24 protein-coding genes are annotated in these 24,478 nt (G+C 71.4%); 16 read left to right on the plus strand and 8 right to left on the minus strand.

Annotated elements, in window-relative coordinates; translation table 11 throughout:
* Positions 1-256: 256 nt before the first annotated feature.
* The 5 genes from JGS22_RS13235 to JGS22_RS13255 all read left to right on the plus strand — a co-directional run bounded on the left by JGS22_RS13235 (position 257) and on the right by JGS22_RS13255 (position 7,316).
* Positions 257-1,549 (plus strand): tetratricopeptide repeat protein, encoded by a 1,293-nt coding sequence (locus tag JGS22_RS13235; RefSeq protein ID WP_216814976.1) that lies wholly within the window; start codon positions 257-259, stop codon positions 1,547-1,549.
* Positions 1,546-3,864, plus strand: coding sequence for a polysaccharide pyruvyl transferase family protein (locus tag JGS22_RS13240; RefSeq protein WP_211043062.1), 2,319 nt, complete (start codon positions 1,546-1,548; stop codon positions 3,862-3,864). Before JGS22_RS13235 ends, JGS22_RS13240 begins: the two co-directional genes overlap by 4 nt.
* 309 nt (positions 3,865-4,173) lie before the next feature.
* Positions 4,174-4,860 carry a SurA N-terminal domain-containing protein gene (locus JGS22_RS13245; RefSeq protein WP_211043064.1) on the plus strand — a complete coding sequence of 229 codons (687 nt, stop codon included), beginning with the start codon at positions 4,174-4,176 and terminating at the stop codon, positions 4,858-4,860.
* A gap of 69 nt (positions 4,861-4,929) precedes the next feature.
* Positions 4,930-6,222, plus strand: a complete 1,293-nt coding sequence (locus JGS22_RS13250; RefSeq protein ID WP_211043066.1) for an MFS transporter — start codon at positions 4,930-4,932, stop codon at positions 6,220-6,222.
* 110 nt (positions 6,223-6,332) lie between these two features.
* Complete coding sequence (locus tag JGS22_RS13255) at positions 6,333-7,316, plus strand: nucleoside triphosphate pyrophosphohydrolase (RefSeq protein ID WP_211043097.1); 984 nt, start codon at positions 6,333-6,335, stop codon at positions 7,314-7,316.
* 43 nt (positions 7,317-7,359) lie between these two features.
* Here JGS22_RS13255 and JGS22_RS13260 read toward each other — a convergent pair whose 3' ends face one another.
* Positions 7,360-7,689: a DUF6463 family protein gene (locus JGS22_RS13260; protein ID WP_211043095.1), complete on the minus strand. Its 330-nt coding sequence runs from the start codon at positions 7,687-7,689 to the stop codon at positions 7,360-7,362.
* Positions 7,690-7,994: 305 nt separating this feature from the next.
* On the opposite strand from JGS22_RS13260, the gene JGS22_RS13265 reads away from it, so the two are divergent.
* Positions 7,995-8,552 (plus strand): TetR/AcrR family transcriptional regulator, encoded by a 558-nt coding sequence (locus JGS22_RS13265; protein WP_211043093.1) that lies wholly within the window; start codon positions 7,995-7,997, stop codon positions 8,550-8,552.
* Between the two features lie 153 nt (positions 8,553-8,705).
* Here JGS22_RS13265 and JGS22_RS13270 read toward each other — a convergent pair whose 3' ends face one another.
* On the minus strand, positions 8,706-9,557 hold the full coding sequence (locus JGS22_RS13270) for a phytanoyl-CoA dioxygenase family protein (RefSeq protein WP_211043090.1): 852 nt from the start codon (positions 9,555-9,557) through the stop codon (positions 8,706-8,708).
* A 115-nt stretch (positions 9,558-9,672) separates the two neighbouring features.
* Here JGS22_RS13270 and JGS22_RS13275 point away from each other — a divergent pair, with 115 nt between their 5' ends.
* Positions 9,673-10,677 (plus strand): LacI family DNA-binding transcriptional regulator, encoded by a 1,005-nt coding sequence (locus tag JGS22_RS13275; protein ID WP_211043088.1) that lies wholly within the window; start codon positions 9,673-9,675, stop codon positions 10,675-10,677.
* A 221-nt stretch (positions 10,678-10,898) separates the two neighbouring features.
* Here JGS22_RS13275 and JGS22_RS13285 read toward each other — a convergent pair whose 3' ends face one another.
* A complete protein-coding gene (locus JGS22_RS13285) occupies positions 10,899-12,113 on the minus strand; it encodes an IS110 family RNA-guided transposase (protein ID WP_236073140.1) in 1,215 nt (404 codons plus the stop codon).
* Between the two features lie 246 nt (positions 12,114-12,359).
* Here JGS22_RS13285 and JGS22_RS13290 point away from each other — a divergent pair, with 246 nt between their 5' ends.
* Positions 12,360-12,968 (plus strand): DinB family protein, encoded by a 609-nt coding sequence (locus tag JGS22_RS13290; RefSeq protein ID WP_211041593.1) that lies wholly within the window; start codon positions 12,360-12,362, stop codon positions 12,966-12,968.
* Between the two features lie 131 nt (positions 12,969-13,099).
* Here the strand turns inward: JGS22_RS13290 and JGS22_RS13295 are convergent, their stop codons facing one another.
* The 4 genes from JGS22_RS13295 to JGS22_RS13310 all read right to left on the minus strand — a co-directional run bounded on the left by JGS22_RS13295 (position 13,100) and on the right by JGS22_RS13310 (position 14,697).
* Positions 13,100-13,297: a DUF397 domain-containing protein gene (locus JGS22_RS13295; RefSeq protein ID WP_211041592.1), complete on the minus strand. Its 198-nt coding sequence runs from the start codon at positions 13,295-13,297 to the stop codon at positions 13,100-13,102.
* 45 nt (positions 13,298-13,342) lie between these two features.
* The gene (locus JGS22_RS13300) at positions 13,343-13,513 is read right to left on the minus strand and encodes a DUF397 domain-containing protein (RefSeq protein ID WP_211041596.1); all 171 of its coding nucleotides are present in this window, start codon (positions 13,511-13,513) and stop codon (positions 13,343-13,345) included.
* Positions 13,514-13,617: 104 nt separating this feature from the next.
* Complete coding sequence (locus tag JGS22_RS13305) at positions 13,618-13,815, minus strand: DUF397 domain-containing protein (RefSeq protein WP_211041591.1); 198 nt, start codon at positions 13,813-13,815, stop codon at positions 13,618-13,620.
* A 15-nt stretch (positions 13,816-13,830) separates the two neighbouring features.
* Positions 13,831-14,697: a helix-turn-helix domain-containing protein gene (locus JGS22_RS13310; protein WP_211041590.1), complete on the minus strand. Its 867-nt coding sequence runs from the start codon at positions 14,695-14,697 to the stop codon at positions 13,831-13,833.
* Positions 14,698-14,899: 202 nt separating this feature from the next.
* Here JGS22_RS13310 and JGS22_RS13315 point away from each other — a divergent pair, with 202 nt between their 5' ends.
* From JGS22_RS13315 to JGS22_RS13325, 3 genes are all read left to right on the plus strand, one after another.
* Positions 14,900-15,328, plus strand: a complete 429-nt coding sequence (locus JGS22_RS13315) for an ATP-binding protein (protein WP_308405650.1) — start codon at positions 14,900-14,902, stop codon at positions 15,326-15,328.
* The gene (locus JGS22_RS13320) at positions 15,325-15,693 is read left to right on the plus strand and encodes a hypothetical protein (protein WP_211041589.1); all 369 of its coding nucleotides are present in this window, start codon (positions 15,325-15,327) and stop codon (positions 15,691-15,693) included. Before JGS22_RS13315 ends, JGS22_RS13320 begins: the two co-directional genes overlap by 4 nt.
* A gap of 104 nt (positions 15,694-15,797) precedes the next feature.
* Positions 15,798-16,556 carry an SAM-dependent methyltransferase gene (locus JGS22_RS13325; protein ID WP_211041588.1) on the plus strand — a complete coding sequence of 253 codons (759 nt, stop codon included), beginning with the start codon at positions 15,798-15,800 and terminating at the stop codon, positions 16,554-16,556.
* Between the two features lie 94 nt (positions 16,557-16,650).
* Here JGS22_RS13325 and JGS22_RS13330 read toward each other — a convergent pair whose 3' ends face one another.
* The gene (locus tag JGS22_RS13330) at positions 16,651-17,262 is read right to left on the minus strand and encodes a dihydrofolate reductase family protein (protein WP_211041587.1); all 612 of its coding nucleotides are present in this window, start codon (positions 17,260-17,262) and stop codon (positions 16,651-16,653) included.
* 294 nt (positions 17,263-17,556) lie between these two features.
* Between JGS22_RS13330 and JGS22_RS13335 the strand changes: the two genes are divergently transcribed.
* The 5 genes from JGS22_RS13335 (at position 17,557) to eno (ending at position 24,456) form a co-directional block, all read left to right on the plus strand.
* Positions 17,557-18,918, plus strand: coding sequence for a class I SAM-dependent methyltransferase (locus tag JGS22_RS13335; protein ID WP_211041586.1), 1,362 nt, complete (start codon positions 17,557-17,559; stop codon positions 18,916-18,918).
* Positions 18,919-19,536: 618 nt separating this feature from the next.
* Positions 19,537-20,256 (plus strand): lysoplasmalogenase, encoded by a 720-nt coding sequence (locus tag JGS22_RS13340; RefSeq protein WP_211041585.1) that lies wholly within the window; start codon positions 19,537-19,539, stop codon positions 20,254-20,256.
* A 22-nt stretch (positions 20,257-20,278) separates the two neighbouring features.
* On the plus strand, positions 20,279-21,547 hold the full coding sequence (locus JGS22_RS13345; RefSeq protein ID WP_211041584.1) for a cytochrome P450 family protein: 1,269 nt from the start codon (positions 20,279-20,281) through the stop codon (positions 21,545-21,547).
* Positions 21,548-21,715: 168 nt separating this feature from the next.
* Complete coding sequence (locus JGS22_RS26825; protein WP_211041583.1) at positions 21,716-22,828, plus strand: LysM peptidoglycan-binding domain-containing protein; 1,113 nt, start codon at positions 21,716-21,718, stop codon at positions 22,826-22,828.
* A 347-nt stretch (positions 22,829-23,175) separates the two neighbouring features.
* Positions 23,176-24,456: a phosphopyruvate hydratase gene (gene eno, locus JGS22_RS13355; protein WP_211041582.1), complete on the plus strand. Its 1,281-nt coding sequence runs from the start codon at positions 23,176-23,178 to the stop codon at positions 24,454-24,456.
* Positions 24,457-24,478 lie beyond the last annotated feature (22 nt).

Below are 24,478 nucleotides of genomic sequence, written 5' to 3' on the forward strand. Positions count from 1 at the left end.
CACGACCGGCCGACGCGGTTCGGGAGCCGCGGATGTGCATCCCGCGCGCGGGCCCGGGCGCGCGGGGACCGCCGGCGAGGACCGAGAGTTGTCCCCCGGGGGACAACTGCGGGCCCGGGCGCGCGCCTGCCCGCGCAGGCGCGGCGACGCGCACAGGGGGTTCGCCGACTGTTCACGCGCTGTGTGCCCGGCCCTTGGGTGCCGTGGGCCACGGGTGGGGCACAGTGCGGCCTCCAGCACCCGGCGGTGGAGATTCATGAGACGACAAGCGGCCCGACTGCTGCGGCCCAAGTCCCGTACATTCAGGGGCGGTTCACCGCAGGCAGTGGCGATGCTGCGCCGCTGCGAGCGGAGCTGCGCCGGGTATCTCGCCCACCCGGACCCGAGTCGCGGCGGTCCGCCCGCGGCGCTCGTCGCGGCTCTCGGCGGCCTGCTGTACGCGCTGCGACCGGACGAGCCGGACGCCGTGCGCCAGGACGCCGTGCCGCTGGACGCCGTGCCGCTGGACGAGCTGCTCGGGGCCGTCGCGCCGGCGCTGGATGCCGGCGGCGCACCGGAACGTGAGCTGGCACTGGCCCTGACCGAGGCCGCCGTCGCGCTGCGCCCCCGCTCCAAGGGCGCCTGGCGACTGCGCGGACGGGCGCTGGAGGAGTCGGGCCGACTGTCCGAGGCGATCGTCGCCCACGAGCGGTACGCGGCGCTGGACGGCGCCGAACCCCGGTGCCTGCTCCGCCCTCAAGTGCTGCGCGAGCAGCGGGAGTTGCTGGATGAAGCGGCGGGCCTGCTGCCGGACGTCGCGGAAGCGGCGGGCGGTTCCGGGTCCGGTCCGGGTCGGGTGTTCGCCGCTGCCGTGGCCGGGGGCCGGCCGCTGCCGGAGGTGCGCGACGCCTTCACCGCGCACCTGACCGCTGCGCTCGCCGCACACGGCGCCGCGCACCCCGACGTCGCACGGCTGGCCGTGCTCCACGGCCGGCACCGCCGCCTTCTCGCGCTCGACCCGGCGCCCGACGGCCACCTCGCCGACGCCCGGCCGCTCGGGGTGCACGAGCTGCGCGGCCGGCTGGAGGGCCGCACCGTCTGCGTGCTGACCGGCGAGGTGGAGCCGCCCGCCGGGGCGTACGACGTGGTGGTCCGCTGCGACGAGCTGCCCGCCTCCGTGACCGGCCCGGTCGATGTGCATGCCACCCGTGCCGGGAGCCGCGGGGGCTGGACGACGCGCGCCGCGATCCGCATCGTGCTGGACGAATCGCCGCGCCCCGGCCCGTGGGCGGAAGCGATCCGCTCACTGGCCCCGGGCGCGCAGGGCCGGGTGGGCGACGCCGGGCTGCGCCGGCCCCTCTCCGACCCGTCTCTCTGCGACGAACAGCAGTGGGGCGAGACACCGTCCACCCCCTTTGTGGTGCTGCGGCTGCTGGACTTCCTGGACGTCAGCCCCCGGATCGGGCTTCGCACCGCCGCACCGCTGTCCCGGACGCTGCGGGCGCCCGAGCTCGACTGGCTGCGTGCCCGTGCCCAGGACTGCGACCAGACGAGGATCACGCTGAGATGACCACCGCCGAAACCCCCGCCGACCCCGCGCCCGGCAACGCGCCTCGCACCGCCCCCTACACCGCCTCCTCTGCGTCCGCCGCTGCGGCGCGGCTCACCGGGAAGCGGCGCGTCGCCTTCGTCTGCTTCGCGACCGAGCCCGAACTCCCGGGTCTGGCTGTGCTGTTGCGCAGTCTCGCTCTGTCCAACCCCGAGCTGTGCGAGGACTTCGTACTGGTCCGCCCCGAGCTGCCCGAGGAGCGGATCACACCGCTGCGCCGACTGCACCCGCGACTGGTGGAGCGGCGCGGGAGCAGCCGCGCCGACCTGCTGCGGACCACCGGCTACGACACGCTGATCGCGCTCACGCCCGGCATGCTGGTGCGCGGCGACCTCTCGCCCCTGCTGCGGATCAACACCGGCACCGCGGCGGTGCTTCAGCCCGTCGGTGCGCACCCGGACGAGCTCGCGCCGGACCCGGACGGGCTGCTGGTCTTCCAGACCGCGGACGCCCAACAGGTCGATTCGCCGGCCGAGTTGGCGGCGAGTGCCGATCAACTGCTCGGCGCTGCCCACGACTTCCCCGTACGACGGCTGCACGGTGACACGCCGCTGCCGGAACCCTCCGACGCGCGCGTGCTGCGGCTGCACACCGACCACCGGCCCTGGGCGTGGCGCCGCCCCGGATTCGGGCCGGTCGACGAAGCCTGGGCCGCCCACGAGTGGGACGACGAGACCTTCCGTGCTCGCTACTGCGCCCTGCGCGCGCCCCAACACCCCGATCTCCTCCGCCACTTCGCGCCCTCCGTCCTGGCCTCCCGCCCCACCGTGGACCTCGCGCACCGGCTCGGGGCCGTCCATCTGGCCGCGGGCGAGTACGAGGAGGCCGTCGAGGTGCTCGCCGGCGCCGGGGCCAGGGCAAACCAGCCCCGTTTCCACGAGACCCTGGGCCGGGCGCTGTCGGCGCTCTCGCGCTACGACGAGGCCCGTACCCACTTCCTGCTGGCTGCCGCCGATCCCGAGGTCGCCCCGCGCGCCTTCGGCCGACTGGCCAAACTCGCCCGGATACGGGGGGACGCGGCGGCTGCGCAGGAGTACGCGCGTCAGGGGCTGGCCGTCGACCCCACCCACCGCGAGTGCCGCGCGCAGCTGCGCCCGGAGCCGTTCCAGCTCGACGCGGCACCGGCGTCGTACCCGGGCGAGGCGACCCCGGCCGGCTCACGGGCCGGTCAACGCCCCGTGTCCGGCGAGCAGTTCGCCCACGTCGCGCTCTACGCCACCGGCCAGGAGAACGCCGGCGACAAGGTGCTGCCGGAAGCCGTGCGGCGCAGTCTGGAGCCGGAGGAGCCGGGCCCCGCCCGCTGGCACGGCGTCGACGCCCACCACCTCTTCGACGAGGACGCACTCGCGGCGGTCAACGCCCGCCGCGGCCTGGTCATCGGTGGCGGCGGCCTCTTCCTGCCGGACACCGTGCCCAACGGGCACAGCGGCTGGCAGTGGAACGTCCCCGACGAGCTGCTGCGCCGGATCGAGGTGCCCGTCGCGGTGTTCGCGGTCGGCTACAACGTCTTCGACGGCCAGAGCTACCGGCGCAAGCGCTTCCTGCGCAGCCTCCGCACTCTGGTGGAACGCGCCGACTTCGTCGGCCTGCGCAACCACGGCTCGGTGGAACGGGTGCGCGCACTGCTGCCCGAGGAGCTGAGGGAACGGGTCGGCTACCAGCCCTGCCCCACCACCGTCACCCGGCACATCCAGCCCGGCTGGGCCGACCCCGCGTCCCGTACCGACACCGTCCTGCTCAACTGCGCCTACGACCGCTCCGGCCACCGCTTCGGGCACGACTACGGGCATTTTCTCGACCAACTGGCCCGCGCCGTAAGGGCGTTGAGCGACCACGCCGAGGTGCGGTACGCCCCGCACATGCCGGACGACGAACGGCTGGTCGCCGATCTGCGCCGGGCCCACGGGCTCACCCTGCCCGTCGAACGCCTCTACGACCGCAGCAACGCGGAGATCCACGAACTCTTCGCCCGCGTACGGCTGGTGATCGGTATGCGCGGCCACGCCGGGATGATCCCGTTCGGCTGCGGCACGCCGATCCTCAGCCTGGTCTCGCACCCGAAGATGGTCTATTTCCTGACCGACATCGAACGTCCGGAGTGGGGCCTGTCGGTGCACGACCCGCATCTGGCCGACCGACTCGTGGAACGCGCGGGGGCGATCCTGAACGACCACGACGACGCCGTCGCCGACGTGCACGAACGGCAGCAACGGCTGTGGGAGATCACCCGCGCCAACACGGCAACTCTGCGCGAGATCATGCCGGTTCGCACCTGACGAGCGCGGAACGACCAGCCGGAACCAGCCCGCGAACGAAAGGCCGGAGCGAGCCGGGACGACGAGTGGGACAACGATCCGGCCCCGGCCACCCGCGCCGACCGGGGCCGAAACGGCCCGAACCGGACAGAACCGAACCTCGGCAACCCTGCCCGGAACGGTGCGGGACCCGTTCGGGCCTGCCCCGGGGCGGGCCCGGCGATTCGAAGTTCTGTCCAAGTGGTGGAGACCGGGCCTCCCCGGTGCCTAAGATCGTGGCCGCCGGGTCGCTGCACAGCCGCACGACCGCCGCCGCAGCCAGGAGGTCCCATGCACCGCCGCAGGTCCGCGTCCCACGTCGCAGTCGCCGCCACCGCGCTGGCGGTCGCCGCGCCGCTGCTCACGGGTTGCGGCAGTGAGGAAACCCGGGCGGGTGCCGCCGCGGTGGTGGACGGCGAGCGCATCACGGTCTCCCAGGTGCAGTCGCGCTCCGAGGCCGTCCGCGACGCGCAGCGCGCCGGTGACGGCGGGGGCGAACTGATTCGCAGCTCCGGCCGGCTCGGCCACTACAACCTCAACGAGATGATCAGCTCCCGCGTCATCGCGCGCGCCGCGGCCGACGAGGGCGTACGGGTCAGCCGCCGCGAGGTGCAGGAGGCGCGCGCCTCCGACCAGAAGCGGGCGGGCGGCAAGGCCGAGCTGGAGAGCTCCCTGCTGCGCGAGAACGCGCTCGCGCCGAGCCAGATCAACGACTCGTACCGCACCACGCTGCTCTTCAACAAGCTGATCCAGGCGCTCGGCGTCAAGGCGGGCGACCCGAAGGCGGACGAGACCATCAGCGCCAAGCTGGTCGAGACCTCCAAGAAGATGGGCATCAAGGTCAGCCCGCGGTACGGCAGTTGGGACATGGAGAAGTTCCAGCTCGCGGACGGCGAGCGCAGCTGGCTGAAGGCCACCGTCGAGAAGGAGCCCGGGGCGGGCGGCCACGGCCCGGAGGACGGCCACGACCACGGCTGAGCCGGTCCGACGGCCGACTGAGCCGGTCCGACGGCTTCCTCGCTGCATGAGCGGGGCGTGGTGGGTGTCATGACCGGAGGTCGGCTGGCGGCGTTCGCGCGGCCCGGCTTCCCGGTCTTCTTCGCCGGCCACCTCGCCTCGCAGCTCGGCAGCGCGATGACCCCGCTCGCACTGGCCTTCACGGCGCTGGGGATCAGCGGTTCGCTGTCGGACCTGAGCCTGGTGATGGCCTCGCGCATCCTGCCGGTGGTGCTGCTGCTGCCGGTCGGTGGCGTGCTCGGTGACCGACTGCCCCGGCGTGCGCTGATGATGGCGGCCGACTGCCTGCGGGCGTCCGCGCTGGTCCTGCTGGTGGTGCTGTACGCGGCGGAGCGGCTGGAGCTGTGGTCGCTGGTCGCGCTCACCGTGCTGAGCGGCGCGGGCGAGGCGTTCTTCCGGCCCGCGTACGAGGGGATGGCGCCACTGCTCGTCCCGCGCGGCGCTCTGCCCGACGCCAACGCCCTGCTGGGGCTGGCCTTTTCGGCCGCGACGATCGCCGGGCCCGCGCTCTCCGGCGCACTGGTCGCCCTCGGCTCCCCGGCCTGGGGCCTGTCCGCGGCGGCGGGCGCCTATCTGCTGACGGTGCTGCTGCTGTTCTTCCTCCCACCGGTGGACCCACGCGGCACGGGGCCGGCGAGCACGTATCTGAGCGATCTGCGGCACGGCTGGCGCGAGTTCACCGCCCGCTCCTGGGTGTACACGCTCACCGCCTACGGCGCGCTGTTCAACCTGCTGGTCTGGGGCCCGTACCTGGTGCTCGGTCCCGCCTCGGCCGACCGGGAGTACGGCGGGGCGGGCGACTGGGGCGCGGTGATGGCGCTCTACGGCGTGGGAGCCGTCTGCGGCGGTCTGCTGGTGCTGGGGCGCAGACCCTCCCGTCCGCTGGTGGTCGCGGTGGCCTGCGGGTTTCCGACGGTCGCGCCGCCGGCCGCGCTGGCGTTCACCGCACCGCTGCCGGTGGTGTGCGCGGCAGCGGCGCTGGCAGGAGTCGGGATCGCCGTGAACATGAGCCTGTGGATGACGACCGTGCAGCACCACATTCCCCTCGACGCGCTCTCGCGGGTCAATTCCTACGTGACCATGGGTGCGTTCGTGGGCGGGCCGGTGGGGATGGCGCTCGCCGGGCCGGTGGCCGAATCGGCCGGTGTCGCCGGTGTGCTGGGTTTCGCGGCGGTCTTCCAACTCCTGCTCTGTACGGCGGTGTTGGCCCTTCCCGCGGTGCGCGCGGTGCGCTGGGAGAGCGCGCCCGCTTCCTCCGCCCGGCCGGCGCCCCCGCTCCCGCAGCCGGACCCGCGCACCCACCCGCAGCGGGATCCGCAGTGATGGATGCCTCATGCACTGAATGAAGAGCCGCACCCGGGGTCGGAGGAGTGCCGGGGAGCGTGGGGCGGGCCCGGAGCGGGGCGGCCGAGCGGGGGCGTTAGATTCGGGGCATGACCACTGCCGAGACCGGCGAGCCCGGCCGAATCGTCCTGCTCACCACCAGCCACCGGGTGGCGCCCGGGCTGCTGTCCTGGCCCGCGTGGGAGCAACTGCGCGCCGCCGACTCGGTGTTGTGCGCGGATGAGCGGCAACCGCAGCTGCCGTATCTGCGGGAGGCCGGGGTCGAACCGGTGCTCGGCCCGCTGCCCGACGCCCGCGAACTGGTCGAGCGCTGCCTGCCCGGCCGTACCGTCGTGGTGATCGCGGGCGCGCAGGGCGAGCCGCGGCTGACCGACGGCCTCGCCCGGCTGGCCGGCTCCGGCCGGGAGACGATGCCCTTGCTGGAACTGCTGCCCGGTTCCTACGACCTGCCGGGAGCGCGGCTGCTGGACGTCGTCGAGATCATGGACCAGATCCGGCGGAGCTGCCCGTGGAGCAGCACCCGTACGCACAAGGAGCTGGTCAAGCACGGCATCGAGGAGGCGTACGAACTCGTCGAGGCGATCGAGAGCGGCGACCGCCAGGAGCTGCGCGAGGAGCTCGGCGACGTACTGCTCCAGGTCGTCTTCCACGCGCGGATCGCGCAGGAGGACCCGGACGAGCCGTTCTCGGTCGACGATGTCGCCGCGACCATCGTGGACAAGCTCATCCACCGCCACCCGCACCTCTTCGGCGAGGAGACGGCCGAGACCCCCGAGGACGTCAGGGCGCTCTGGCTGCGCACCAAGGCCGTCGAGAAGCAGCGCACCTCGGTCACCGAGGGGGTTCCGCTCGGGCAGCCCGCACTGGCGCTCTCCGCGAAGCTGGTCGGCCGCGCACACTCCGCCGGGCTCGACGTTGCGCTGCCCCAAGGCGAGGGCGTGGGCTACGAGTTGCTGGAGCTGGCAGCCCGTGCCGAGCTGGCCGGAACCGATCCGGAGACCGCGCTGCGCGCCGCGGCCCGCACCTACCGCGACGCCATCCGTACCGCCGAGGCCGCCACCGGCGGGCACTGAGGCGCTCGCTCCGGCAGTCTCGGCGACCGCGACAGCGGGTCGGTCAGTGCTGCCGGTTCCGCCGCCGGTTGCGGTCGCCGAGGATCAGGAGCGCGCCGATCGCGGGCACCGTCCAGGCCGGTGACTTCGGCAGGACGAAGCTCAGCGGAGCGCCCCACGCGACCAGCGCCCAGCCCAGCCACCCCGGTACGCGCCGGCCTCGCCGGGCGGACCACACGACGTGGGAGCCGAACACCAGCATCGGGGCCCCGAAGCTGCCGAAGGTGCCCCAGAAGGCCTCGGAACGTCTGAACTCGGCGAGTGTGGTGGAGGGTTCGAGGGTGAAGCCGTTCCACCCGCCCTCGCGCAGACCGTCCGCCAGGCCCTCGCGCACATCGCGCGGCGCGACCGGACGTGGGTCGCACCGAAGGCGACGGAGGTCCAGCCGGCGGCAGCGGTGAGCCGGGCGCCCGTCACGCACGGGCCGGTCGGTCGGTCGGCGTGCCGCTCGGAGTGCGTCATCGCGAACACCTCTTCCCCGAGCCGGCCTTCCGCGCGCCGACTCTTCTGTACGGGTGCGTATAACGCCACGCTACCAACATCTGTACGCTTGCGTATGAATGAGATCGGCGGCACAGGTCGGCAGTGCGCTTCTGTGTGCGAGTCGTCAGTACGAGATCGAGGCAACGGAGGCCCCCGGTGGCGACAGCCCGTACCCCACGTCAGGCATGGATCGACGCAGGCCTGCGCGCACTGGCCGCCGGCGGGCCCGACGCGGTGCGCGTCGAATCGCTCGCCCGTACGCTCGGCGTCACCAAGGGCGGCTTCTACGGGTATTTCGCCGACCGGAACGCGCTGCTCGCCGAGATGCTGGACGACTGGGAGCGCCGCAGCGTCCCCGACGTCATCGCACAGGCCGAGCGCGAGGGCGACAGTGCGCTCGACAGGACCAAGCGCGCCGCCGAACTCACCTTCTCCGACGACCTGTTGCCGATCGACCTGGCCGTCCGCGACTGGGCCCGCCGGGACTCCGAGGTCGCCGAACGACTGCGACGCGTCGACAACGAGCGCATCGGCTATCTGCGCCGCAGCTTCGCCGACCGCTATCCGGACAGCGTCGAACTGGAGGCCCGCTGCCTGCTCGCCTTCTCGGCCGCCATCGCCGGCGACCTCATCGCCGCCGACCACCCGGGCCACACCCGCCAGGAGATCACCCGGCGCGCCGCCGAACTCCTCTTCTCCGACCCCGACGCCTGACCGCTGCCCGGACCCGCTGCCCGATCCCGACGCAGGGTCCGGTGCCCGTGCCGAACCCTCTGCGACGCCTCGCCGGGGCGTACGGCGAGGGCCGCTGTGCGCGGGGGGCCGTCCCGCCCTCGACGAACCAGGTGCGGCCTGCCCCGCACCGCCTTACTCGTCTCCCATCACCAGGCCCTCGATGGTGTGCTTCTGGGTGATGGGCGTCAGTTTGTCGACGACCGGGCAGTTCAGGTGGTGGCGCACCCGCTCCGGCAGCGCCTCCCAGTACCTCCGCGTGAGAGCGGTGTCGTGGCGGTCGGCGTTGTTCGCCCCGGGCCCGTCGACGCCCAGTACGAGAACGGGTCGCGCCGCGGTCGACTCGTTCCTGGTGCCGCGGTGGACGGTCAGTGCGCTGCGGGCCGAAATGTCGCCCCGCTGCGGGTACTTGCGCACCGCGCGCTGTTCGTAGCGGCCGTAGCGCTCACGGGGAGGGAACATCCCGTGCGCGAAGTCGGGTTCGTCGTCCCACTGGGTGCCGGGGGCGATCTCGAAGGGGCCCATGTCCTCGGTGGTGTCGACCGCGGTGAGGTTGAACGCCAGTGAGGTGAGGCGACGTTCGGTGCGCGTCTCCTCGGGGATGGGGAAGTCGCGGTGCCAGGGCTGGTTGACCGCGCCCGCGAGCGGTACGTCGAAACCGAGCTCGACGATGCGGTAGTCCGGTCCGAGGACGGCGGTGGCCACGGATCGGACCCAGGGATGCTCGACGAGGTCCACGAACCCCCGCAGCTGTTCGGGGTGTATCTCCACGTAGTAGCGGTGCGGACCCCGCCCCACCGCGCCGTCGGGTCGGGAGCGCGCCTCCTCGAAGGCGGTCTCGATGTCCTCGCGCAGCCGGTCGGTCCACTCCTTGGTGAAGGCACCTTTCCGTGCCGTGATGCCGTCTGTGTACAGGTTCGTCACTTCCTGCGACACGTCGACGTCCAGGTCGCCGGCACGGTCTCCGGGATATGCGGACACAGTCATCCTCGCCTCCTCGCGGGCAGAGCTTCCTGCCTCAGATTGCATCGATGAATGCAGCGTTGCAACAGTCTGTGCGACAACTCCTGTGCGGATGTTGGCGCATGGCAGGATGACGAGGGTGAGCAGTCGACTGAAGGATGTGGCAGCCCGGGCCGGCGTCTCCGTGCGCACCGTGTCGAACGTCGTCAGCGGGTCCGCACCGGTCGCCCCGGAGACCCGGCGGCGCGTCCAGGAGGTGATCGACGAGCTCGGCTACCGCCCCAACCTCGCAGCCCGCAGCCTGCGCGCGGGCCGCACCGGCATCATCGGCCTGGCCATACCCGAACTGCACTCGCCCTACTTCGGCGAACTCGCCGGACTCCTGGTGGACGGCGCCCAGCGCCGGTCCTGGACCGTGGTCATCGACCAGACGCGGGGCGACGCGGACGCCGAACGCCGCCTGCTCGTCCCGGGTGGCGGGCGGATGGTCGACGGCCTCATCATCAGCCCCTGGGCGCTGGATCCGGCCGAGTTGGCCGCGACGGAGCCCGCCGTCCCGCTCGTTCTCCTCGGCGAGCGCAGTCCGCACGGGGCGGCGGACCACGTCGCCGTCGACAACGTCGCCGCCGCCGACGAAGCCACCAGCCACCTCATCGGTCTGGGTCACCGACGCATCGCCGCCATCGGCCTCCAGCCCCATCTCCACAACGGCACCGCCCGGCTGCGCGCCGAGGGCTACCGCCGCGCACTGGACCGCGCAGGGCTTCCTCATGAACCGGCCGCCCAGCGCTCCACGGCCGCGCTGCACCGGGCCGACGGCGCCCGCACCATGGCCGAACTCCTCGACGGGCCGTCCGCCCCCGACGCCGTGTTCGCCTTCAGCGACGAACTCGCCCTGGGCGCCCTCCACGTGGCGCACCAGCGGGGCCTGCGCGTGCCCGAGGACATCGCGATCGTCGGCTTCGACGACATCGAGGACGGCCGCTACAGCCACCCCGCGCTGACCACCATCGCGCCCGACAAGCAGCAGATCGCCGAACGGTCGCTGCAATGCCTGGCGGACCGCGTCTACAGCCCCGGCAACACCGTTCCCCCGCAGCAACTCGTCGTCCCGCACCGGCTGATCAGACGCGGCACCACCTGAGCCGACAGCCCCACGAGGAGCAGCCACGCGCGAGCGGAGGCCGCGTTCGCGCCTGTCGCTACTCCGGCCGTGGGCGCCCGTTCGCTCGCCGTACGGTACGCCTCGGCCGCTGCACGTTTCCGGCTCCGCGCGACCGGGTTGAGCCCGGCCGGCTCGGACTCGGTTGACGGCCGGCGGACGGCCACGGAACAGTCGGGTGCTCGCTGATGCTCCTATTGCTGTCAAGCGGCTTGGAGCCAGTTGCGGTAGGCGTAGGTGAGGTCGTCGTCTCTGCTGAGTCCTCGTTCGATTCTGGAGATGGTGGTGGGCCAGACTCCGAAGTGCTGGGCGACAGCGGTGAGAGTGATGTTCTTGGCCTGCCGCAAGGGACGCAGATCGGCTGTGCCCGGGATGGTGACCGTGGTGGTGAGGCAGCGGAACATCTCCCGGGCGATGGCCCGTTTCAGCATCCGGATGATTTCCTTCTTGGTCCGTCCGGCAGCGGTCTGTCGTGCGACGTAGGCCCGGGTCCGGGCGTCGCTGGACATGCGGACCAGGGCGACGCGGTAGAGGGCTGCGTTGGCTGTTCGGTCACCGCCTCGGGAGAGGCGGTGCCGGTTGGTTCTGCCGCTGGAGGCAGGGACCGGCGCGGCTCCGCAGAGTGCTGCGAAGGACGCCTCGGTCCGCATCCGTTCGGGGTTGCCGCCTGCGGTGATCAGCAGTTGTGCGGCGGTGTCGGGGCCGACACCGTAGGCGGCCCGCAAACCCGGGTTGTGGGTGGTGACCTCTGCGTCCAGGGCCCGCGTCAGCGTCTCGTGCTCGGCGGTGAGTTCCTTGACGCGGCGGGCGAGGCTTTTCAGTGCGGTCAGGACGGCGACGTGTAGGGCGTCGCCGGTCGGCCGCAGCCGGGCCAGGGCCTCGGTGCGGTCGGTGCTCTTGAGCTGCCCGTATTTCGCGCGGATGGCGTCCGGGGCGGTGATGAGGACGTTGCCGATCTGGTTGAGTGCGGCGGTGCGGGCCTTGACGGCGGAGCGGGCGGCGTTGTGCAGGGCGCGTATCCCGGCGACCGTCTCGTCCTTGGGTGAGCTGGAGGCTCTGCCGGACAGGGCGGCGCGAGCGGCGGCGTAGGCGTCGATCGGGTCGGACTTGCCAGTGCGGCGGCGTTCGGCCCTGTCAGGGCGGTTGACCTCGACGACCTGGTGCCCGCGGGAGCGGGCGGTGCGGGTGAAGCCGGCCCCGTAGGACGAGGTGCCTTCCACTCCGATCGCGACCACACCTCCGTGGGCGGTCAGGAAGGCCAGGGCCGCTGCGTATCCAGCGGTGGTGGTGGCGAACTCCGCGTCCGCGAGATGGCCGCCGTTGTCGCTGATGACCGCGACGTGGACGGTGTCGGCGTGGGAGTCAACCCCGCCGAACACGTCCCGGTCCATGGTGTCCGCCGCGACCTCTGATGCCATGCTGATACTGCCTTCCCAGCCGAAGGTAGGCGCCGGCCGGGTGGCGCAGACAGGACATTGAAGGGGCTTCTGACCAAGCTCCTATCAGGTCATGTTCCGCCCGGCCGGAGCCATGAGAACGAGTTCCGGCGGCCGGACAGACCAGCGCGAGGACAGCCCAGCAGGGCGTCAGTCAGTGCCCGAGTCACGACCGCCGGAACCCGAGTATCAGCATCAATGTCAGTGCCCGGTGCGAGACTGACCGGCATGACGGAAGCGCGGCAGAAGGCAGACCTCCGGCGGTACCTGCAGGCGGGCCGCGAGGCTCTGCTGTGGAAGCTCGACGGGCTGTCCGAGTACGAGATGCGACGCCCCATGACGCCGACCGGCACCAATCTGCTCGGGCTCGTCAAGCACATGGCCGGGGTGGAGATCGGCTACTTCGGCGAGACCTTCGGGCGGCCCTTCGACCCGCTGCCCGCCTGGCTGGTCGACATCGAGAACGCCGAGGAGAACGCCGAGGAGAACGTGGACATGTGGGCCACGGCGGAGGAGTCGAGCGCGGACATCGTCGGCCTCTACCGCCGGGTGTGGGAGCACGCGGACGCGACGATCGAAAGGCTGCCGCTGGACGCGCCCGGCGAGGTGCCCCACTGGCCGCAGGACCGCAGACATGTGACGCTGCACCAGATCGTGGTCCACGTCATCGCCGACCTCACCCGGCACGCGGGGCACGCCGACATCCTGCGCGAGTTGATCGACGGGGCGGTCGGCATGCGCGAGGGCAACGACAACATGCCCACCGACGACCGCGCCTGGTGGGAGCGCCACCATCGCCAAGTGGAGCGAGCGGCAGGCGAGTTCACCCCGAGCTGACCCCGTGCGCCCGTCGACGGCACTGCCCGTGCGCGAGGATCGTCCCTGCCTTGGCCCGACCTGCGCCATGAGCAGAGGCGCCGACCGCGTGCCGACCTGCGCCTCTGCTTGGTGCGGGTGTTGTGGTTCGGTCAGTCGCCCTGCTTGATGAGGTCGACGAAGGCGGCCCACTCTGTGGGGGAGAAGGCGAAGGCGCCACGGGTGCGGTCCTTGCTGTCGCCGACCGCGACGAGGCCGTCGGCCGTCAGCTGGGTCTCCAGGCAGTTGCCGCTGCCTCCGTTGGAATAGCTCGACTTGTGCCACAGATGTGCGGGCAGATCGTGTCGCATGCTGTTTCCTCCGGCAAGAGGTGCCGTCGCGGTGCGGTGCTGCACCTAACCGAGATTGTCGAAGTCGTTCTTGTGCACGCCCCCTTTGAACGCCAGCCACTCGCCGGCAGTGAAGCAGAGGTGAGAGGCATGGGGGTGCTTGGAGACGTGTACGGCCATGCCACCTACGAGTAGCGCAGCGAGTTCGCAGCACTGACTGTTGCTCGCGGTCAGAATGCTCTTCTGTCAGATAGGTGGCGTGGGGTCGATCGAGTAAAGGTCCTGCTTCTCCATCAGTCTTACCTGCCTTCCAGGCTCGCGATCAGGCCGTTCCTTCATGCTCAGGCAAAGAAGGAACCGGTTTTGACGGCTGCGAGGAAGGTGAGCCATCCATTGCCCGGGAAAGTGACCTCCGGGCCCGCGAAAGTCTTCGAATCGCGGAACGCCATGCGCCCGTCAGATCGGTACTGCGCTTCCACGCATGCGCCGTTCTGGGCGCTGTAGCTGCTCTTGAACCAACGCGAACGGTCTGTGTTCATCTCGACTGATTCTCTCTACTCGGTCGACTCTTGACGGATCTCGTCGATAAGCGCCTTGCTCTCAAGTTCGCCGAGGGCTGTAGCTCGTAGGTGATCGAAAACATCCGCGTAGTAGGCGAGATCGTCCGGTCCTTCGAGGTACGTATGGCTCACATGGCTCTCGGTCAACACCACTTCCATGCTCGAGGGCGCAGGGAACCGGTAGATCTTGAAGGGGAGTGGGCCGCCTCGATAGGCGCCCACAGAGAAGGGTAGTACTTGCAGCGTCACGTTCGGTAGGTGTGACAACTCAAGTAGGTGGCCAAGCTGAGTGCGCATGGTGGACACGCTTCCGTACTGTTGACGGAGTGCGGCTTCGCCGAGGATCACCCAAGTAGAGATCGGGTTCTCTTCGCGAGTAAGGGCCTTCTGGCGCTCAAGGCGCACGTCCAACTTCGTCTGGGCATCAGAGTCGAGAGGCCCTGGTGAGCCGCCCCCAATGACTGCCTCCGCGTAGCTTCCCGTCTGGAAGAGGCCATCGACTACTCCCGGTTCGAATCCTCGGCAGTAGGAGGCATCCTCTTCCAGGCCAATGAGATCAAGGAAATCTTGGGGAAGCCGGTCTTCAAGTACTCGCCACCAGCGCTGCTTCCGACTCTCTCGTGCAAGTGAGAGCCAACCGTCGCGAGTTGCGGTGTCCTCAATCTCGTAAAGGTCCAGCAATGCCTTGAGGTCGAGAGGGCGTATCGGGCTTCGCCCCGACTCAATCCTGCTGACCTTCGAAGGGTTGCAGCTCAGTTGGTCCGCTGCGTGTTCCAGGTGCAGGCCACGTTCCTCGCGAAGGCGTCGAAGGTTGGTGCCCAGTACCCGGCGACGGACTGTCGGCTTCGGATCGTCTGGCATGCGCTCCCTCTCCTTCGTTGATCGACAGGGTACCGCTGGGAGTTGAGCCGCCAGTCGCTCGTAGAAGTGAATCACGGTGTATGACTTGCACCATGCAAGGCGTCGTTGTCATCCTGTGAGTGCGGACAGTTACGCCAAGCGGTGTGTGTCTGAGTCACGCCTGCATGCCTGCACGCGTGTTACGTCTGCCAAGGGAGGTCCCGTGAACGGCGCACTGCGAGTTGAAAGCCAGCAGCCCGTGTACCAGTGGGAGTTACGGATTCGCCCGGAAGATCTGGAGTCCTGGAGGCGCCAAGTTGCCCATGTTGTGCGGGAGTTGGGTGGGGACTACGGTGCGGTGGCGGTTGCGCGGCTCGGGGTGTCGGAGCTGCTGAGCAACGTGTGCAAGCACGTGGGGGACCGGCGGTGCCGCCTGGAGGTGGAACGGGAAGGTGCGGGCGTCCGCGTACGGCTCTTCGACCGTTCGCCGCAGGTGCCGGCCGTACGCGTGCCGACGTGGGACGCCGAGGAGGGCAGAGGGCTGTGGCTGCTGCGCGAGATGGCGGACGCGCTCGGCTACACCTGTACGCCGGACGGCAAGTGGGTGTGGTTCCGCTGCCTGTTGGCCACTCCGCGCGGGCACGCCCGGTGAACCGGCGGCGTGCGTACCGCGCGGAGTTCGTCGCCTACCAGGGTGAGCCGGAACCTCGGATGTACCACCTCGGCGAGGCGTTCTCCACCAGTGTTGCCGAGGTCCAACACTGGGCGTACGAGCGGGCGTTGAGCATCGCGGCCGTCCTCGGGCCGGGTTCGGCGGACGGCGGGGAGGTCGCGGCGTTCCACGACTGGAGCCGGAGATCGACCGAGGAAGGCACCCGGGCCCGGCTGCTGTGCGGCCATGTCGTCGCCCACGCGTACGACGGTGCGGACTGCACCTGGGAGTTCTCGCTCCGCCCGGTGCCCTTCCCGGCCTCGGGGCTGGGCCGACCGGCGGGCTGCGCAGGGGAGTCGGAGTGACCTCCTGTATCAACACCACAGCTACATACGGGAGTTGGGTGCTTCGCCTCGCCGGCCGCACAAATCCTGTGGGCGTACGCGCGGTGCGCTGCTAGCTTCGCGCGATGACGCTCACCGATCCGCCACGTCTGTCCCGCCTCACCTTCCACGGACCGCTCTCCGAGACCCGGGCCGCCGGTCTCGTCGACAGGCTCGTCCGCAACGGCCCCGCCACGATCCTGGACATCGGCTGTGGCTGGGGGGAGTTGACGCTGCGGCTGCTCGAGGCGCAGCCCACCGCCACCGCCGTCGGCGTCGACCTCAACGCCGAGGACCTGGCCCGGGGTCGCCGCAACGCCGAGGCGCGCGGGCTCGCCGACCGTGCCGACTTTGTCGAGGGCAACGCGGCCGAACTCCCAGGCGCCGCGGCCGATCTCGTTCTGTGCCTCGGTGCCGCCCAGGCCCTCACCGACAACGCTCCGCCGCACACCGCCGACGCACTGCGCGTGCTGCGCGGCCTCGTCGCTCCGGGCGGGCGCGTGCTGCTGGGCGAGGGGTTCTGGGAGCGCCCTCCCACCGCCGACGAACTCGCCGCGATGTGGCCGGGCGCCTCCGCCGAGGAGCACCACGACCTCGCCACGCTCGCCGAACTCGCCGAGGAGGCGGGCTTCCGCGTCGAGTGGATCGAGACCGCCAACCGCGACGAGTGGGAGGAGTTCGAGTCGCGCTACCAGTCGGATGTGGAGGTCTGGCTCGCCGCCCACCACGACCACCCGGAGGCCGCAGGGACGCGCGAGCGGGTGCGGCGGCACCGGTCGAGCTGGCTGCGCGGCTACCGCGGAGTGCTCGGCCTCGCCTACCTCACCCTGGTCCCGGTCGACTGAACAGCGCGCCCACTCCCGCGCCCACGCCGCCGCGCCCACGCCCGAGCAGCCACTCCCGCGCCCGAGCCGCCGGTACCCGGCGCCGCGCGGCGGCTCAGCTGCCGACGAGGCCGTACTCGGGACGGCCCGTCCGCTCGTAGACCTGCACCGTCACGCCGGTGCTGCTGGTGCGTGCCTCGGTGAGGGCGAACGCGGTCGGCTCCAGCCCCTCGGCGAACAGCCGCTTGCCGCTGCCGAGCAGCACCGGGAAGACCAGCAGCTGGTACGCGTCGACGAGGTCGTGCGCGGCGAGGGTGTGTACGAGGTCGGCGCTGCCGTGCACCTGCAGCTCGCGGCCGGGGCGCTTCTTCAGCTCGGCGACGGCCTGCGGCACCTCGCCGCTGATCAACTCCGCGCCCTGCCACTCCACCCGGTCCAGGGTGCGGGAGGCGACGTGCTTGGGGAGGCGGTTGAGCGAGTCGGCGATCGGGTCGTCGGCGTTGTCGACCCCGGGCCAGTGGGCGGCGAAGATCTCGTACGTCCTGCGGCCGAGCAGGAAGGCGTCGGCCTGTCCCATCCGCGCGGTCATCACCTCCCCGAGGGTCTCGTCGAAGTGGGGCGCGAGCCAGCCGCCGTGGCGGAAGCCGCCCGAGGTGTCCTCCTGCGGGCCGCCGGGCGCCTGCATGACGCCGTCCATGGTGAGGAAAGTGGTCACGACGAGCTTCATGGTCGTCCTCCGGTTCGAGTGCGTTCACCGGTGCAGACGGCCCGAGCCGGCGGAACTCATCGCCCCGAAGCCTCCGCGCCGCCCCGTCTGCCTCCCCAGTCCGTCCCGCCGCTTCCGCCCGCCGGGCCGGCTCCGTCGCGGCGCTGCCGACCGTCAACCTCACCGGGCGCGTTTCGCTCGAAGGGTCGGCCCGTGCGGAGGTCCCGGCCCGGCGGTCCGGCGGGCCGGTGCGCATGTCCGAGCATCGCCTCCGACAAACGGGGAATTCCCGGACAGCTTCTGGAGGTTGCGGTCATGAGTGGCATCGCCGAACGGCTCGCGGCGCTGGCGGAGCAGACGCTGGAGGGCCGCCCCCTCCCACTGCGGATCCGTGCCTGGGACGGCAGTGAGGCAGGGCCCGAGGGCGCTCCCGTCGTCGTGCTCACCGGCAGGCAGTCGCTGCGTCGACTGCTGTGGAAGCCCGGCCATCTGGGTCTCGCACGCGCCTGGGTGGCCGGTGACCTCGACCTCGAAGGGGACCTCTACGAGGCGTTGGACCGCCTCGGGCACCTGCTGTGGCACCGGGACGACCAGGCAGGTCGTCGTCGCAGGCAGAGCCTGCCCGCCGCCCTGCGGGCGCTGTCCGCGCTCGCGCGACCGCGCCAACTCCGCGCCGGCGCGCAGTTGTTGGCGCTGGCCGGTCCGGCCGGCCCGCCGAAGCCACCGCCGGAGGAGACCCCGACCCGGCGCGGCCCGCTGCACACCCTGCGCCGCGACAGCGAGGCGATCAGCCACCACTACGACGTCGGCAACGACTTCTACTCGCTGGTCCTCGGCCCGTCGATGGTCTACTCCTGCGCCTACTGGGAGGACGAGGCGGGCACGCTGGAGGACGCGCAACGCGCCAAACTGGACCTGATCTGCCGCAAGCTCCAACTCCGTCCGGGCCGGAGGCTGTTGGACGTCGGCTGCGGTTGGGGCTCGTTGGTGCTGCACGCGGTCGAGGAGTACGGGGTGCGGGCCGTCGGCATCACGATCTCCGAGGAGCAGGCCGGGCTCGCCCGCAAGCGGCTGGCCGAGGCGGGGCTGACCGACCGGGCCGAGATCCGGGTGCAGGACTACCGCGAGGTCACCGACGGCCCGTACGACGCGATCTCCTCCGTCGGCATGGCGGAGCACGTCGGCGCGACGCGTTTCAGGGCGTACGGCGAGCAGCTGTACGGGCTGCTGCGCCCGGGCGGTCGACTGCTCAACCACCAGATCTCCCGGCGCCCGACTACGGACGCGGGCCGCTACCGGACCGACGAGTTCATCGACCGGTACGTCTTCCCCGACGGCGAGTTGGAGACGATCGGGTCGACCGTCGGGCTGTTGGAGCGGTCCGGTTTCGAGGTGCGGGACGTCGAGTCGATCCGCGAGCACTACGCGCTGACCCTGCGTGCCTGGGTGACCAACCTCCAACGGCACCGAGCGGCCCTCGACGCGTTCACCACACCGGGCCGGGTACGGGTGTGGCACCTGTACATGGCCGCCTCCGCGCTCGCCTTCGAACGCAACCGGATCGGCGTGAACCAGGTCCTCGCCGTCCGCACCACCGACGGCGGCGACTCGGGCATGCCGCGCACCAGGGCCCGCTGGCTCGGCCTCCCGCCGCACCGAGCCCGTCCGGCACACTGAGTCCGTCCGGCACACTGAGCCCGTCCGGCACACTGAGCCCGCCCGCCGCGCGAGCCCGCCGCGCCGCCTGCGGCGCCGTGCCGCACCGTCGCCCGCGGCACGCGCCGGTCAACTCCGTTGCTCGACGCCGCCGTTGGCGTCCAGAGGCCAGTGCGCACCATGGTGCGCACCCGCGATCCCCGGACCGGCGGTTGACTGCGCAGCGTCCCTTGATCGGTTGGCTGCTGCGAGTGGGGCACGGTTACGATGCCGACTCGACTACGCCTTCTCGGGTGTGGTTTTGGTGAGAAGGGGCCCAGGATGTGCCAGACCGCTTCGGCGGTCTTTCCTCGGCCCCTTTGCCATGCGGTGAGGGCCGCCCCGCAGGAGGCCCTTGGTGGTTCCCTCCTTCTGCCGGCGGCACCTGTCGCGGGCCGGGCCGTACGAGCCTCGTCCGCACGTCTCCGCACGCGCCGCGTCCCGCAGCAGCGCCCGGTCTCACCCGACAGCGACCGGCTGTGCCGGCAGCCACCGGCAGCGACCGGCGGTGATGTCCCGCCCCGCCTGCACGGGCAGGGGCCGGACGTCACAGCCGGTCTCCGTTGACGCGCCGTCCCGCCGCCCAGGAGACTGCCGACCATGGCGATCACCGCACGCGGCACCCGCGGCTTCCTCTCCCGGACGGCCGCCCGACTGACCAGGCCCGACGGCCACGGACGAGGCGCCCTCGCGGCGTACGGCGCGCTTGCCGCGGCGGATCTGCTCGCCACCGCCACGCGCCCCCGTTCCGCGGCGAGGGCCGGCAAGTCGCTGCTGATGCCCGCGCTCGCCGTGCACGTGGTGCGCCGGCGGGCCGGCCGGGACGACGTGCTCGCCGAACCGGTGCCGCGCCCGCTGCTGTTCGGGCTCGCCTGCGCCACGGTCGGCGACACGGCGCTGCTCTTCGACAAGCGTGAACCCGCCTTCCTGCTCGGGATGGCCGCGTTCCTCGGCACCCAGACCGCGTACACGGCGGGCTTCGCGCGGATGGGTGCGCTGCGCGGCATCGCCGCCAACCCCCGGCCGGCGCTCGGCTGCCTCGGCGTGTGGGTCGCAGCCAACGCCGTCATCCAGCCCTCGCTGGACCGCGGACTCCGACTGCCGGTCGCCGGATACAGTCTGGCGCTCGTCGCGATGGGCGCCACCGCGCTCGCCGTCGGCGGCAAGGTCGGCGCGGGTGCGATGTCCTTCCTCGGCTCGGACGCCCTGATCGGGCTGAAGGCGGCGGGCCACGAGTTCCCCTCCCAGGAGGTGCTGATCATGGCCGGCTATCTGCTGGGCCAGTACCTGATCACCACGGGCTGGCTGGAGCGGCAGTAGCCCCGCCCCGTACGGTCGCGGTGTGCAGCACCTCGACACCGACCCGCCCCGTCCCGAGCTGTTCAGCTGGGAGTTCGCCGCCGACCCGTACCCGGCGTACGCCTGGTTGCGCCAGCACGATCCGGTCCACCGCACGACTCTGCCCAGCGGTGTGGAGGCGTGGCTGGTCACGCGGTACGCCGACGCCCGCCAGGCGCTCGCCGACCAGCGGCTGAGCAAGAGTTCGGCGCACTACCGGGACTCCGGGAGCGACGGCCGGGGCAAGATCGGCATCCCGGGCGAGCGCAGCGCGAACCTGATGACGCATCTGCTCAACATCGATCCGCCGGACCACACCAGGCTGCGCCGACTCGTCTCCAAGGCGTTCACCCCGCGGCGGATCGCCGAATTCCGGCCGCGGATCCAGGAGTTGACCGACGGGCTGATCGACGGTTTCGCGACGCGGGGCGAGGCCGATCTCATCCACGAGTTCGCCTTTCCGCTGCCGATCCACGTGATCTGCGATCTGCTGGGCGTTCCGCCCGAGGACCAGGACGACTTCCGCGACTGGGCCGGAATGATGATCCGGCACGGCGGCGGACCGCGCGGCGGTGTGGGGCGTTCGGTGAAGCGGATGCGCGCCTACCTCGCCGAGCTGATCCACCGCAAGCGCGACGCCCCCGGCGGCGATCTGATCTCCGGGCTGATCAGGGCGAGCGACCACGGCGAGCACCTCAGCGAGAACGAGGCCGCCGCGATGGCGTTCATCCTCCTCTTCGCCGGCTTCGAGACCACGGTGAACCTGATCGGCAACGGGACGTACGCCCTGCTCCGTCACCCCGAGCAACGCGCCCTGCTCCAGGACGCGTTGGCCGCGGGCGGCGAGGAGGCCGAGAGGCTGCTGGACACCGCCGTCGAGGAGCTGCTGCGCTACGACGGCCCGGTCGAGCTGGCCACCTGGCGGTTCGCGACCGAGCCGCTCACGATCGACGGGCGGCAGATCGCGGCGGGCGACCCGGTGCTGGTGGTGTTGGCGGCGGCCGACCGCGACCCCGCCCGCTTCGAGCAGCCGGACGTACTGGACCTCACCCGGCAGGAGAACCCCCACCTCGGATACGGTCACGGCATCCACTACTGCGTGGGCGCGCCACTGGCCCGCCTGGAGGGCCGGATCGCATTGGCGACGCTGCTGCGCCGCCTGCCGGACCTCCGACTGGCCGCTCAGCCCGAGGAGTTGAGCTGGCGCGGCGGGCTCATCATGCGCGGGCTGCGCCAACTGCCGGTCGGGTTCCACCCCGTGACCCCTGCGTGATCTCCGCGACACTGGCTTGTGATGGACGGGATTGACGGCTACGTTCGCCGCTGATCGTCAAGTCGGGATTGGCGAGGTCCGTTGCGGGGTACGCCGGAGTGTGCGTACGCCCTTGCGGGGCCCACCTCAACTCTCCCGGCTGTCACAGGACTTCAGGAGAGGCACCGCATGCGTTCCGGGAAAGGCCGCCATCGCCGCCCTCGTCAGGCTCCCGCCCTCCTGGTCACCGCAGGGGTGGCCGGGGCCGGAATCGCCACCTCGCTGCTGGGCGCCTCGGGTGCGCAGGCCGTGGAGGCCTCGACCTGGGACTCGGTCGCCCAGTGCGAGAGCGGCGGCGCGTGGAGTCTGAACAAGGAGAACGGCTACTACGGAGGCCTCCAGCTCACCCTGAAGTCCTGGGAGGCGTACGGCGGTACGGAGTTCGCGGACCGCCCCGACCTCGCCAGCCGCGGCCAGCAGATCCGGGTCGCGGAGAAGATCCTCGCCGCCGAGGGCCCGCGCGCCTGGCCGGCGTGCGCCGTCGACAGCGGGCTGGAGGAGGAGGTCAACGAGGCCCCGGACCTCGAACTCCCCCTCCCCGGCCCGGACAAGGGCGGCGACGAGGACAGCGACGACGCGGACAGCGACGACGCGGACAGCGACGACGACGGCAAGGGCGACGCGGACGAGGATGACGCGGACGAGGACGCCCAGAAGCCGGGCGACTCCGACTCCGACGACTCCGACGACGCCGACGACTCCGAGGACGCCGACGAGAAGGAGCGCCCCGACAACTCCGACGGCTCCGACTCGCCGAAGCCGCCCGGAGACACCTCCGTCCCCTCCCCGGACGAGCGCGAGCAGGACACCGACCCGGACCCCGAGCACTCGTCGGGCGCCGGCTCGGGCAGCGGCAACAGCGACGCCGCCGAGGAAGAGGTCGACAACGGCAAGGGCGCCGGCGACCCGTCCGGCGGCCACGACGGCCGGATCGGCACGGACGACCCCGACGATCCGACCGACGGGGCTGCCGAGTCCGATCCCGGCTCCGGCTCGGGCAAGCACCGCGGCCGGCCGGACCCCGCCGAGAAGGACAGGGCCGATCGCAGCGGCAGGGACGACGGTCACCTCGTGGAGATCGGCGACACCCTGACCTCGATCGCCGAACGGCACGAACTGGCGGGCGGCTGGCCCGAGTTGTACGAGACGAACCGGCCTGCCGTCGGCGAGGACCCGGATCACATCCTCCCCGGCCAGCTCCTTCAACTCGGCGAAGAGGACGACGCGGAGACAAGCCGGTAGATCCAGCAACCCGGATAGTCCGGGCAGGTCAGGGTGGTGCGGACAGCCCGGGCGGCACCGGTCGCGCCGACATGCGTACCACTGTCAAAGCCGCCAATCGGCAGATTCAGGGCAATTCCCTTGCTCTCGGCGGCGACACGTCTTCCGCGAGTGCCGTGCAGGACGGCGCGTCCTCGCACCCGGGGAATTTATTCCAGCTAAAAACAAACTCGTCACGCGCCTTTGAGCTGCGCCTTCCCCCGTGGCTCAGAGGCCGTGACGGCCCTCCGCAGGGACGGGAGCGTCGGTCGGTGCCGTGGGAACGCTAGGCTCTCGACTGACAGCCGCCACACACGAAGGAGACCCTCGTGCCGTCCATCGACGTCGTCGTAGCCCGCGAGATCCTCGACTCGCGAGGCAACCCCACGGTCGAGGTCGAGGTCGGCCTCGACGACAGCAGCACCGGCCGTGCCGCTGTCCCCTCCGGCGCCTCCACCGGCGCCTTCGAGGCCCTCGAACTGCGTGACGGCGACAAGGGCCGTTACCTCGGCAAGGGCGTGGAGAAGGCCGTGCTGGCCGTCATCGAGCAGATCGGCCCGGAGCTGGTCGGCTACGACGCGACCGAGCAGCGGCTGATCGACCAGGCGATGTTCGACCTGGACGCCACCGCCGACAAGTCCTCGCTCGGCGCCAACGCCATCCTCGGCGTCTCGCTCGCGGTCGCGCACGCCGCCTCCGAGGCGTCCGACCTGCCGCTCTTCCGCTACCTCGGCGGCCCCAACGCGCACCTGCTGCCGGTCCCGATGATGAACATCCTCAACGGCGGCTCGCACGCCGACTCCAACGTGGACATCCAGGAGTTCATGATCGCGCCCATCGGCGCCGAGTCGTTCTCCGAGGCGCTGCGCTGGGGCACCGAGACCTACCACGCGCTCAAGGCGGTCCTCAAGGAGCGCGGGCTCTCCACCGGCCTCGGCGACGAGGGCGGCTTCGCCCCCAACCTCGGCTCCAACCGCGAGGCCCTGGACCTGATCCTGGAGGCCATCGAGAAGGCCGGCTACACCCCGGGCCGCGACATCGCGCTCGCCCTGGACGTCGCCGCCTCCGAGTTCTACAAGGACGGCTCGTACGAGTTCGAGGGCAAGTCCCGTACGGCGGTGGAGATGTCGGCGTACTACGGCGAGCTGGTCGACGCCTACCCGCTGGTCTCCATCGAGGACCCGCTGTTCGAGGACGACTGGGACGGCTGGAAGACCCTCACCTCCGAGCTGGGCGAGAAGGTCCAGCTGGTGGGCGACGACCTGTTCGTCACCAACCCCGAGCGCCTCCAGCGCGGCATCGACGAGAAGTCGGCCAACGCCCTGCTGGTGAAGGTCAACCAGATCGGTTCGCTCACCGAGACCCTGGACGCCGTCGAGCTGGCCCAGCGCAGCGGCTTCAAGTGCATGATGAGCCACCGCTCCGGCGAGACCGAGGACGTCACCATCGCCGACCTCGCCGTCGCCACCAACTGCGGTCAGATCAAGACCGGAGCGCCGGCCCGGTCCGAGCGCGTCGCCAAGTACAACCAGCTGCTGCGCATCGAGGAGATCCTCGACGACGCCGCGGAGTACGCCGGTCGCAGCGCCTTCCCGCGCTTCAACGGCTGACCCCGTCACGCGACAGCCCGTC

This window comes from Streptomyces tardus (assembly GCF_018101125.2).
Classification (GTDB): Bacteria; Actinomycetota; Actinomycetes; order Streptomycetales; family Streptomycetaceae; genus Streptomyces; species Streptomyces tardus.